The 11,249-nt window shown below is 65.0% G+C and carries 9 protein-coding genes; 3 read left to right on the top strand and 6 right to left on the bottom strand.

Translation table 11 applies throughout. The features are described from left to right. From SR3_RS20525 to SR3_RS20515, 3 genes are all read left to right on the top strand, one after another. On the top strand, positions 1–772 hold a 772-nt coding region (locus tag SR3_RS20525; RefSeq protein WP_218018860.1), incomplete at its 5' end, for a FecR family protein. A 105-nt stretch (positions 773–877) separates the two neighbouring features. Beyond that, the gene (locus SR3_RS20520) at positions 878–3,523 is read left to right on the top strand and encodes a TonB-dependent receptor (protein WP_084455766.1); all 2,646 of its coding nucleotides are present in this window, start codon (positions 878–880) and stop codon (positions 3,521–3,523) included. Then, positions 3,523–4,623 carry a pyridoxal phosphate-dependent aminotransferase gene (locus tag SR3_RS20515; protein WP_068090195.1) on the top strand — a complete coding sequence of 367 codons (1,101 nt, stop codon included), beginning with the start codon at positions 3,523–3,525 and terminating at the stop codon, positions 4,621–4,623. Before SR3_RS20520 ends, SR3_RS20515 begins: the two co-directional genes overlap by 1 nt. 4 nt (positions 4,624–4,627) lie before the next feature. Here the strand turns inward: SR3_RS20515 and SR3_RS20510 are convergent, their stop codons facing one another. Genes SR3_RS20510 through SR3_RS20485 form a run of 6 tightly spaced genes read right to left on the bottom strand, consistent with a single transcriptional unit; the run spans position 4,628 to position 11,248 of the window. Then, a complete protein-coding gene (locus tag SR3_RS20510) occupies positions 4,628–5,068 on the bottom strand; it encodes a PaaI family thioesterase (RefSeq protein ID WP_245654022.1) in 441 nt (146 codons plus the stop codon). Positions 5,069–5,070: 2 nt separating this feature from the next. Next, complete coding sequence (locus SR3_RS20505; protein ID WP_068090192.1) at positions 5,071–6,696, bottom strand: AMP-binding protein; 1,626 nt, start codon at positions 6,694–6,696, stop codon at positions 5,071–5,073. Positions 6,697–6,698: 2 nt separating this feature from the next. Further along, positions 6,699–8,102, bottom strand: coding sequence for an aldehyde dehydrogenase family protein (locus SR3_RS20500; RefSeq protein ID WP_068090190.1), 1,404 nt, complete (start codon positions 8,100–8,102; stop codon positions 6,699–6,701). A gap of 20 nt (positions 8,103–8,122) precedes the next feature. Further along, the gene (locus tag SR3_RS20495) at positions 8,123–10,336 is read right to left on the bottom strand and encodes a TonB-dependent receptor (RefSeq protein WP_068090188.1); all 2,214 of its coding nucleotides are present in this window, start codon (positions 10,334–10,336) and stop codon (positions 8,123–8,125) included. 28 nt (positions 10,337–10,364) lie between these two features. Then, positions 10,365–10,814: a cytochrome c family protein gene (locus SR3_RS20490; RefSeq protein ID WP_068090186.1), complete on the bottom strand. Its 450-nt coding sequence runs from the start codon at positions 10,812–10,814 to the stop codon at positions 10,365–10,367. Next, positions 10,811–11,248 carry a c-type cytochrome gene (locus SR3_RS20485; protein WP_245654021.1) on the bottom strand — a complete coding sequence of 146 codons (438 nt, stop codon included), beginning with the start codon at positions 11,246–11,248 and terminating at the stop codon, positions 10,811–10,813. Before SR3_RS20485 ends, SR3_RS20490 begins: the two co-directional genes overlap by 4 nt. Between the last annotated feature and the right edge of the window lies 1 nt (position 11,249).

The raw sequence follows: 11,249 nt of genomic DNA, 5'->3' as shown, positions 1-11,249 counted from the left end.
GGCGGGCCGCCTGCCGCTGGCCGCTGCCCGGATGCCTCGGAAACCCTTGGTCCCCGCCATGCCGCGCCGCGCCTTCATGCGCGCCGCCGCCGTGGCTGGCGCGGTGGCGCTGGCCGGGGCCGGGGGCTTCGCCTCGCGCGCCTATGCCTGGAGCAGCGCCTCCACCGCGCTGGGCGAAAGCCGCAAAATCGCCCTGCCCGATGGCAGCACGGCGGCGCTCAACACCTTTTCGCGCCTGTCCTGGCGCTTTTCCGCCAGCGAACGCACCCTGTGGGTGGAGCAGGGCGAGGTGGCGCTCGATCTGGTGCCCGGCCCTGCCGCCGGGCTGCATGGCGAGGACCGGCTGGCGGATCTTTCCGCTGGCAGGTTCAACGCAAGGCTGCGCGGCGACACGCTGGATCTGATGGTGCTGCGCGGCAGCGCCCGGGCGCAAAGCGTTGGCGCTCAAGCGGTTGATGCTCGCAGTGGCCACAGCCTGCTGCTGTCGCGGCGCGATGCGGTGGTGCGCCCGGTCAGCGCCTTGCAGATGTCCACCGCCATGGCGTGGCAGCAGGGCGAGATCCTGTTTCAGGACGCCACGCTGGGCACGGCGGTGGAGGAATACAACCGCTATCTGGCGCGCAAGATCGTGATCGTGGATCCCGAACTGGCGGCCATTCCGGTGGGTGGGCGCTTCACCTCCTCTGACCCGAGCGCCTTTTTGCGCGCGGTCTCCATGGGGCTGGGGGTGCATGTCTCCACCTCGGATGGAGGTTATTTCCTCACGCATTAAAATTTTTTCGCGCAACTTGGCGGTGGGCCGGGGCGCAATCGTCTTGGAAAGCAAGGGCCGCTCGGTCGCCTGTCAACACCGCCTTAAAAAACTGGGGTCTCCTTCATGTCTGCGCGTTATGTCCAGAAGTCGCTTTGTGCGGCTCTCCTCGTTACGTCCGCTCTCCATGCCTTGCCCGCCTGCGCCGCCACGGCGCAGAGCTTCGACATTCCCGCCCAGTCGCTGTCCAAGGCGCTGACGCTTTATGGCCGTCAGGCCGGGGTGCAGATCTTCTTCCCCAGCGCGCGCATCGCCGGGATCACCTCGGTCGCGCTCAAGGGCAGCATGCCGCGTGAGGCCGCCCTGCGCCGCCTGATCGAGGGCAGCGGGCTGGAAATCAAGAGCGACGATGGCAAGACCGTGATCCTGGGCGCGCGCGATGGCGCTCCCGAAACCCCGGTGGCCGCCGCGGGGGACGACATCATCGTCACCGGCACGCGTGAGCAGGCGCAGACCACCTTCACCGCCCTGTCGCCCATCGACACCTTTTCGGCCAAGACGATCAATTCCACCGTCACCAGCCAGCTGCATGAAACGCTGGCGCAGCTGGTGCCGGGCTTTCAGGTCAAGAAGCAGCCTGCTTCCGACGGGCCCGAATTCATCCGTCCGGCTTCGCTCGACGGGCTTTCGGCGGATATGACGCTGGTGATGGTCAACGGCAAGCGCTTCCACCGTTCGGCCTTTCTCAACAATGGCACGGGCGCGCAGGCCGCCGATCTGGCGCAGATCCCCACCTTCGCCATCGACCGGCTGGAGGTGCTGCGCGATGGCGCTTCGGCGCAGTATGGCACCGATGCCATCGCGGGCGTCATCAACATCATCATGGACACCAAGCCGGGCTTTTCGGCCTATGCGCAAGCTTCGCAATATTACCATGGCGATGGCGCGGCGGCCCAGTTCGGCGGCCGCGCGGGCTTTGCGCTGAAGGGCGGCGGCCATGTGGTGGTGACGGCGGAATATGCCCATAATGACGCCACATCGCGCACCAACCAGCGCCCCGACGCCATCGCCTTTGCCGCCGCCAACCCGCAGCTGACCATTCCCAACCCGGTGCAGCGCTGGGGCAACCCCAGCCTGACCACGCTGAAAGTCGCGCTGGACGCCGCCAAGCCCATCACCGACAGCATCGAGGCTTATGCCTTCGGCACCTATGGCAACGGCCATGGCTGGTCGGACATCAACTGGCGCAATCCGTCGAGCAACAGCAATCTCTACAACACCAGCGCGGCCTATCCCGGCTTCAACCTCAACACCGTCTATCCCGCCGGTTTCACCCCCAGCGAGGGCGTGCGCTACACCGATCTGCAAACCGCGGGCGGCATCCGCAGCACCGGCAAGGGCAATTTCACCTGGGATCTGAGCGGCTCTTACGGCGTCAACAACACCAATTTCTATCTCAACAATTCGATCAACGCCTCGCTGGGAGCGGACAGCCCGCATAATTTCTATCTGGGCCGCCAGCTGCAGCAGGAGTTCAACCTGAACGCCGATGGCGTTTACCGCCTCAGCACGCCGCTCTTCGCCAAGCCGATCAACATTGCCTTTGGCGCCGAGCGCCGGGTGGAAACCTACAGCATCCGTCAGGGCGATTATGCCTCTTATGCGGTGGGTCCGGCGGCCTCCTACGGGCTGGCGGCGGGGGCCAGCGGCTTCCCCGGCTTCACACCCGGCCAGAGCGGCTCGTGGAGCCAGGAAAGCTATGCCGGCTATGTCGATGTGCAGGTGCCGCTGACCCGCAAATGGACCGCCGAAGTGGCGCTGCGCGATGAAAGCTATGCCAGCTTCGGCAACACCTTCAACTACAAGCTGGCCACGCGCTACGAGCTGACCCCCGCCATCGCCGTGCGCGGATCGTGGTCGACCGGCTTCAAGGCGCCGACCCCGGCCCAGCTCAATTCCACCAGCACCACGCAGGGCCTCGATACCACCACGCTGCTGCTTTACACCACCGGGCGCCTCTCGCCGACCAATGGCGTGGCGCAGTTCTTTGGTGGCAAGGCGCTGAAGCCCGAAACCTCCAAGACCGCCTCCTTCGGCACGATCTGGAAGACGCCTTTCGGTCTCTCCGGTTCGCTCGATGCCTATCAGATCGAGGTGGACAACCGTTTCAGCGTTTCGCCCACCTACACGATCACCTCGGCGATCCGCCAGCAGCTGCTGGCCAGCGGGGTGTCTCAGGCGGGGGATTACACCTCGATCACCTTCTTCACCAATGATTACAACACCCGCACGCGGGGCATCGATATGGTGCTGTCCTACAAGCATCGCGTCGGGCCCGGGCAGCTGGATGCCACCGCCGCCTACAGCTATACCCAGACCAAGGTGACGCGCGGCACGCTGGCCAGCAATGCCACGCAAAAGATCCTGTTCGAGCAGGGCCTGCCGCAGCACAACGCCACCGGATCGATCTCCTATACGCTGGGCAAGGTCTCGGTGATGGGCCGGGGCCGCTATTACGGCGCATGGACCGATTCCAGCGGCAATGCCACGGGCGACATCTTCCAGCGCTTTGGCGGGATCGCCCTGTTCGACGCCTCGGTGACCTATGCCTTCACCCCGAAGATCTCGCTGCGCGTCGGCGCGGAGAACATCTTCAACACCTATCCCGACAAGGCCGTCTTCCAGGCCAGCCGTGGTCTGGTCTATTCGCGCAACGCGCCTTATGACACCAATGGTGGCAACTTCTATGGCCGGGTGAATGTGAAATTCTGATGCAAGTCTCGCGTCGCAACAGCCTGTCCCTGATGGCCGGGAGCCTGCTGGCGCCCGGTCTGGCGGGGCCCGCGCTTTCCGCCCCTCAGCCTGAACACAGCGGCGCGGCCAAGGCCCGCCTCGGCGTCACCGAAAACCCTTTCGGGCCCAGCCCGGCGGCGCGGCGCGCCATCGTGGAATCGGTGGCCGAGGCGGCCTATTACCCGCATAGCGAGGCGCCGCTGCGCGACATCATCGCAAGGCAGGAAGGGCTGGCGCGCGACCATCTCACCCTGTCGAGCGGCTCGCTCGATGCGCTGACCCTGCTGACGGTGGCGATTGCCGCAGGAGGCCGGGTGGTGGCGCCTCAGCCGACCTATGCCACCCATCTCATTTATGCCGCGCGGCAGGGGATCGAGACCGATTGGGTGCCCCTGCGCGCCGATCATCATATCGATCTGGACGGCATGCTGGCGGCCATCGGGCCCCGGACCAAACTGGTCTATATCTGCAACCCCAACAACCCCACCGGCCTGCGCCCCGATCCTGACGCCTTGCGCGCCTTCTGCATCGCCGCCGCGGCCAAGGTGCCGGTGCTGGTGGACGAGGCCTATTTCGAACTCGCGCCCGATCCGCATCGTCAGTCGATGGCGGCGCTGGTGCGGGAAGGGCATGATGTGATCGTCACCCGCACCTTTTCCAAGGTTTACGGGCTGGCGGGGTTCCGCGTGGCCTATACGCTGGCGCGGCCCGAGCGGATTGCGCTGCTCAACAGCCGCATCACCACCTCACGCAATCAGGCGGGGCTGGCGGCGGCCACGGCATGTCTGGGTGACAGCGCCTATCTGGCGGGGGCCATCGCCTATCTGAAAGGCTGCCGCGAGCAGATTTACCGCATCTGTCAGGCCAATGGCCTGCGTTATCTGCCGTCTGACGGCACCTTCGTTTATGTCGATTGCGGCATGCCTGCGGCGGAGATGCAGAAGCGGCTGGCCGCGCTCAGCGTGGAGGTGCGGCTGTTCGAGGGCGAAGCCTATCGCAACTGGATGCGCGTGGGCACGGCGACGCCTGAAGAACTGGCCTATTTCGGCAAGGTGCTGCCCGCTGCGCTGAAGGGGTGATCCGTCAGGGCGCGGCCTCGTCGGGCAGGGCGAAGCCCACCGTGGCCTGCGCGACCAGACCGACGCGCTCCTGCGAGAGGCGCACCTCCGCGCTGGCCAGCCTGCGGCCCAGCTTGAGCAGATGGGCGTCGGCGATCAGCGGCGCGTGCCCATGGGCGGCACGCAGGAAGTTGATCGTCAGCGTGGTGGTCAGCGCCATGGTCACGGGCCCCAGATGGGCGGCGATCACCGCGAAGGCGCCCACATCGGCCAGCCCCATCAGCGTGGGGCCCGAGACGATGGCGCCCGGGCGCAGGCAGTCCTCCGGCGGCGTCAGGCTGAGGCGGACATGGCCGGGCTCCACCGAGACCACCGATCCGTAGCGCGCCCGCGCGCCGGGGTGGAACATGGTGTCGATCAGGGCGGAGAGGCTGGCCGGATCATAATGCAAAGGCAGGTCGGGCACGGTCAATGGCTCTCCTGAAGCGCGGATTCCATGATCTTGCGCATTTCGAACTTCTGGGCCTTGCCGGTCACCGTCATGGGGAAAGCCTCGACGATGCGGACATAGCGCGGCACCTTGTAGTGCGCGATGCTGCCCTTGCAGTGGGTGATGACCTCATCCTCGCGCAGGGCGTCCCCGCTCCGCACGATGACCCAGGCGCAGACCTCCTCCCCGAATTTTTCGTCGCTGACGCCGAAGACCTGCGCGTCGACAATCGCGGGATGCGAGAGCAGGAATTCCTCGATTTCCTTGGGATAGATGTTCTCGCCCCCACGGATGATCATGTCCTTGATGCGCCCGGTGATGCGCACGAAGCCGCGTTCATCCATCACCGCCAGATCGCCGGAATGCATCCAGCCTTCGGCGTCGATGGCCTCGGCGGTCTTGGCCGGATCGCCCCAATAGCCCTGCATGACGGCATAGCCGCGTGAGCAATATTCACCCTGCTGGCCGGCCTGCAGCGTCTGCCCATCCGGGCCGATCACCTTGGCCTGAGCATGGGCGTGCACGCGGCCCACCGTCGCCACGCGTTCCTCGATCCCTTCATCGGCCAGCGTCTGGGTGGTCAGGGGGCTGGTCTCGGTCATGCCGTAGCCGATGGTCACCTCGCGCATGTTGAGGCGGGTGATGATCCGCTCCATCATCGCGCGGGGGCACAGCGCGCCCGCCATGATCCCGGTGCGCAGGCTGGAGACATCGCTGCGGTCGAGATCGGGATGGTTGAGGATGGTGATCAGCATCGTGGGCACGCCATGCAGCGCGGTGCAGCGCTCCGCCGTCACGGCTTGCAGCACCAGCGCGGGATCATAGGCGGGGCCGGGATAGATCATCGCCGCCCCGCTGGTCAGCGCCGCAAGATTGCCCAGCACCATGCCGAAGCAATGATAGAGCGGCACGGGAATGCAGATCCGGTCCTGCGGGGTGAGCCGCATGTTGCGACCGGCGAAATAGCCGTTGTTGAGGATGTTGCGATGGGTGAGCGTCGCCCCCTTGGGGAAGCCGGTGGTGCCGCTGGTGAACTGGATGTTGATGGCATCGTGCCGGTCAAGCGTGGCGGCGATGTGCGCCAGCGCTTCGGCATCCACATCGGCGGCCAATTCGCCCCAAGGCAGAAAGCCATCATGCCTCTCCTCGCCCAGTGACACCAGCAGGCGCAGATCGGGCAGGGTGGCGCGGTCGATCTCGCGCAGCATGGCGATATAGTCGCTGGATTTGAAGGAGGGCGCGGTGACCAGCGCGCTGCAGCCCACCTTGCCCAGCGCATAGTGCGCCTCCCCGGTGCGATAGGCCGGATTGATGTTGACCAGAATGGCGCCGATCTTCGCGGTGGCGAACTGGATCACCGTCCATTCGGCGCAATTGGGCGACCAGATTCCCACCCGGTCGCCCTTGCCAATGCCTTGCGCCAGCAGCCCGCAAGCCACACGCTCGGCCTCATGGTTCAGCTCGGCCCAGCTCCAGCGGATGGCCTGATGGCGGGAGACGAGCGCCAGCCCGTCCCCCCACCGCTCCGCCGCCAGAGACAGCGCCTCGCCAATGGTGGTTTCCAGCAGCGGCACATCGGTTGGCCCTTGCGTGATCGACAGCATGTTCACCGCTTTACGTTGATGACCTGAAGTTGGGTGTATTCGGCAAGCCCCTCGCTCGCCTGCTCGACGCCGAGGCCGGAATTCTTGAAGCCAGCCATGGGGATATGCGGCCCGATGGCGATATGCTGGTTGACCCAGACCTGCCCGCTCTCGATCCGCGCGGCGATGCCCGAGGCTTTCTCCACATCAGCGGACCACACCGATCCGCCCAGCCCGTAATCGCTGGCATTGGCGCGGGCGATCACATCCTCCACATCGGAAAAGGGGATCACCGGCAGCACCGGACCGAACTGTTCCTCATCGACGATCTGATGCCCGTCGCGCACATCGCGCACGATGGTGGGGCGGATGAAATAGCCCGCGCGCTCCATCGCCGCGCCACCGGCGATGACCTTGCCATCGCGCCTGGCCGCTTCGAGGAAGCCTTGCACCTTCTCGAACTGCGCCTTGTTCTGGATGGGGCCGATCTGCGTACCCTGCTTGAGCCCATCGTCAACGATGGCCTCCTCGGCCAGACGCGCCAGTTCTGCGCACATGGCATCATAGATCGCCTCATGCACATAGGCGCGCTTGATGGCGAGGCAGACCTGCCCGGCGTTGAGAAAGGCCCCGTTGAAGATCGCCTGCGCCGTCTGCCGAATGTCGACATCCTCCAGCACGATGGCCGGATCGTTGCCGCCCAGCTCCAGCGTCACGCGTTTCAGCGTGTCCGCGCTGGTGGCGGCGATACGCTTGCCGGTGGCGGTCGAGCCGGTGAAGCCGATCTTGGCGACATCGGGATGGGCGGTGAGATGCGGCCCCAGATCATTGGCATCGGTGATGATGTTGACCACGCCTGCCGGGAAGATATCGCGGCACAAGGCCCCCAGCGCCAGAGCGGAGACAGGCGTGGTCGGCGCGGGTTTCAGCACGATGGCATTGCCCGCCAGCACCGCCGGGCCGATCTTCCAGCAGGCGACCAGCAGCGGGAAGTTCCAGGCGATGATGCCCACCACCACGCCCAGCGGCCTGTGTTTCACCGCGATATAGGCGCTGGCATCGTCCTGAATGACGCGGTCGGGCAGGTCCAGCGTGGCGTAATGGCGCAGATAGCCCTCGGCCCAGGCGACTTCGCCCTGCGCTTCGGCCAGCGGCTTGCCCTGTTCCTGCGTGAGGATGCGGGCGAGGCGGTCGGCATCCTGGGCGATGGCGTCGGCCAGACGCAGCAGATGCGCGCGGCGCGCCTCCAGCGGCGTGGCGGACCAGCCGGGGAAAGCCGCCTTGGCCGCGGCGATGGCGGCATCGGCCTGACGCTGCGAGGCGCGTGGCACGGTGACAAAGGCCTCGCCCAGCGCGGGGTTGATGACCTCCAGCGTGTCATCGCCTTCCAGCAGCTCTCCGCCGATCAGCAGTCTGTAGTCGGACATCGACTCTCTCCCCTCTTTTTTCAGAACTTATAACCGATTGTGCCGCCGAATGTGCGCGGATTCCCGATATGGTTGTAATCGAAGCCAAAACCCGCCAGCAGATCGACGCGCGAGGTGAAATAGAAGGTGTTGGCCAGGTTCTTGGCCCAGAGCGAGGCGGTCCAGCGCCCGTCCTTCGTTTCGTAATCGATATGGCCGCCGACCAGCGCATAGGGCTTCTGGCGCAGGCGGGGGATGTTGAGCACCTCGAAATACTGGTCCGACTGGTAAGCGATGTCGGGATGGAAGGAGAGCTTGCCCTTGTCTCCATCCAGCACCGTCAGATCGATCCCGGCGTTGAAGGTGAAGGAGGGCGCATTGGCCAGCCGCCGCCCCGCGACATTGGTGCCGCTGACCGTGCCTTCGAGGATTTTGGTCGAGAGCAGCCCCATGCCGGCGCGGAAGGAGAGGGCGCGGCTGGCGCGCACCGTCAGATCGGCCTCGCCACCGAAGATGCGCGACTTGGGGATGTTGAGCAAAGTCTGCGCGGCGCTGCTCGGATCGACGTTGATGAATTGCTGGTTGCGATAGTCGTAATAGAAGGAGGCAAGGTTCAGCGTGATCCGGCGGTTGGCGAACTGGTTCTTCAGCCCGATTTCATAGGAGGTGACCTTTTCGGGGCGGGCAACACTCAGCTCGGCGGGCGAGAAGAAGGCCTGAGCATTGAAGCTGGGCGCGCGATAGCCCTTGCTGAAGCTGGCATAGAACAGATGATCGGGAGCGATTTTGTAATCGAAACCGATCTTGCCCGACCAGTTGTCGTTAGAGTAATAGAGCGCCGAAAGCGGGATGAGATTGGCGACCAGCACATTGTCCACGCCGTAAGCATTGGACGAGAAACCGGTCTGCGATCCCGTATCATGGGTGAAGCGCAACCCGCCGCGCAGGGTGAAACTGTCCGAAATCTTGTATTTCAGATCGCTGTAGGCGGCATAGCTCTTTTTCACCTGATCGAACTGGTTGCGCACCTTGCAGGCCACGGGCAGGCCATCCGCGCAATCCTGATAGTTGATAACGCCATCGCCATTCACATCGACATCATTGCCGATTTCGAAGGTGGTCTGGTTGTAGACCTTCTCGCGGTTGAAATAGAGGCCGAAGATGAATTCGAAAGGCCCGCCGAAGTTGCTGGTCAGGCGCAAATCCTGCGCTACCTGCTCGGCGCGATCGACATAGGGGATTTCCAGCGTCTTGGCCGCGGTGCCGTCGGTGTCCTCATAGAAGGAGAGCGAACCCTTGTCCCATGAGGTGATGCTGGTCAGCGCCAGCGTGTCGGTGACATCGATGTTCGCCGTCAGCGAGACCGAGGTGGTGCGCGCATGCCTGCGCTGGGAAATGTCGGAAGCGATCTGGCGTTGCGAGAGGCCGGGGCGGTTCACCGCCTCGGGCTGGGCATAGATGCCGTAATTATGCGGGTTCTGATAGCTGGTGGAGGCGCGCAGGGTGAATTTCACGCCATCGCTGGGCTTGAACACTATGGTGCCGCGCAAGGCATATTCCCGCGTTTCGGCCAGATCGGGCATGCCGGGCACCACATTCTTGAACCAGCCATCGGCACGGGCGAAGGTGCCCGCCACGCGGACGGCCAGCTTGTCGCCCAGTGGCACATTGATCGCGCCGTTGAGGTCGATGCGGTTGTAATTGCCGTAACCAACACTGAAATCGCCGCTGGTCTCGCCCAGTTTGGCGGTCTTGGAGATGATATTCACCGCACCGCCGGTGGTGTTCTTGCCATACAGCGTACCCTGCGGCCCGCGCAACACTTCCACCCGTTCCAGATCATACATGGCCACGCCCAGCAGTGCGAAATTGCCCTTGTAGACTTCATCGTAATAGGTCGCGACGGGGCTCGCCTGATTGAGGCTGTAATCCGACATCGACACGCCGCGCAGCGAAAAGATCGGCGTGTTGTCCCCCACGATGGAGGTCAGCTGCAGATTGGCGACCTTGGTCACCAGACTGTCCACGCTGGTCACGCGCGCCTTGCTCAATGCATCGCCGCCAATCGCGGAAATCGAAATCGGCACCGCCTGCACATTTTCCGCGCGCTTGGCTGCTGTCACCACGATCTCGCCGGTTTCGGGTGCTTTCGCTGCGGCGGCATCCTGCGCCAGCGCAACGCCCGGCAGCGCCGCCATGGCGGCGGCAAAGGCGATGGCTGACAAGCCGGATGCGAAACGGACTCCCTTGGTCATAATACCACTCCCCCATCGATGGGATCGGCTAGTCGGCCGTCCCATTCATTTGTTTCAGAAGCTTGTCCCGTACCGCCAGCCGGTCGAGCCGTAGTGGCGTGGCGCGCAGTCTCCCGATTTCCTGCGCGGTATAGGGTTTGAAATCCTTCGGCAGATGGTCTGCATCGAAGCGATAGAGTGTCCAGTTCAGCAGCCGGGCCAGGCGCATGTCATCCAGATCGGTCGTGGCCACGCCCGGCACCTGCGCCAGAAATTCCCGCCCGCCCGGCACGGCCAGAAACCGCGCCACCTCTCCGGCCAATGGCGGGCTGGAGCGCAGATCGCCCGTGCCATCGGGCCGATGGCAGCCCTGGCATTTGAGCATGTAATCCACATGCGCGGCAGTTGCATCCGCGCCGGGCGTGTCCTGCGCTCCGCCCCGCCCCGCCGCGAGGAGGAGCAAGCCCGCCAGCGGAAGGATGAGGGCGCGCGCGATCATTGCCCGCCCGCCGCCTCATGCAGCCGGGCGACATCGGCGGCGCTCAGCTTCGCGCCGCCGGCCCGCGCCGCCGCGACCTCGGCGGGGGTAAAGCTTTTGAAAGCGGGGCCGCTGGTTGCGATCTTCGCGCCGACATGGTTCAGCACGGCCGCCGCCGAGGCATCGTCGAGCGGTTGCGCCGGCATGAAACCGCGATAGGGCTTGCCCTGCACGGTGATGGCGCCCGAAAGCCCCTTGATGACGGCCAGCGCGAGATAGCGCCGCCCTTCAGCCTTGGCCGCCAGAGTGCGGAAATCGCTCTGCAACGGCGGGAAGGCGCCCGGCACGCCCGCGCCCGTTGCCGTATGGCAGGCGGCGCAGCGGGTGAAGATCGCCGCGCCATCGGGCGCGGACTGCGCCATGGCCGGGGCGGCCAGTAGGGCGAGGGGCAGCAAC

This window comes from Novosphingobium rosa NBRC 15208 (assembly GCF_001598555.1).
Lineage (GTDB): Bacteria > Pseudomonadota > Alphaproteobacteria > Sphingomonadales > Sphingomonadaceae > Novosphingobium > Novosphingobium rosa.
The sequence above is the reverse complement of the archived record's forward strand: the minus strand, read 5'-3'. Positions and strand labels throughout refer to the sequence as shown.

Excerpts from the sequence above, each read along its gene's own strand:
- SR3_RS20520 (WP_084455766.1), top strand. The coding sequence starts at position 878 with ATGTCTGCGCGTTATGTCCAGAAGTCGCTTTGTGCGGCTCTCCTCGTT.
- SR3_RS20500 (WP_068090190.1), bottom strand. The coding sequence starts at position 8,102 with ATGTCCGACTACAGACTGCTGATCGGCGGAGAGCTGCTGGAAGGCGAT.
- SR3_RS20490 (WP_068090186.1), bottom strand. The coding sequence starts at position 10,814 with ATGATCGCGCGCGCCCTCATCCTTCCGCTGGCGGGCTTGCTCCTCCTC.
- SR3_RS20515 (WP_068090195.1), top strand. The coding sequence starts at position 3,523 with ATGCAAGTCTCGCGTCGCAACAGCCTGTCCCTGATGGCCGGGAGCCTG.
- SR3_RS20505 (WP_068090192.1), bottom strand. The coding sequence starts at position 6,696 with ATGCTGTCGATCACGCAAGGGCCAACCGATGTGCCGCTGCTGGAAACC.
- SR3_RS20495 (WP_068090188.1), bottom strand. The coding sequence starts at position 10,336 with ATGACCAAGGGAGTCCGTTTCGCATCCGGCTTGTCAGCCATCGCCTTT.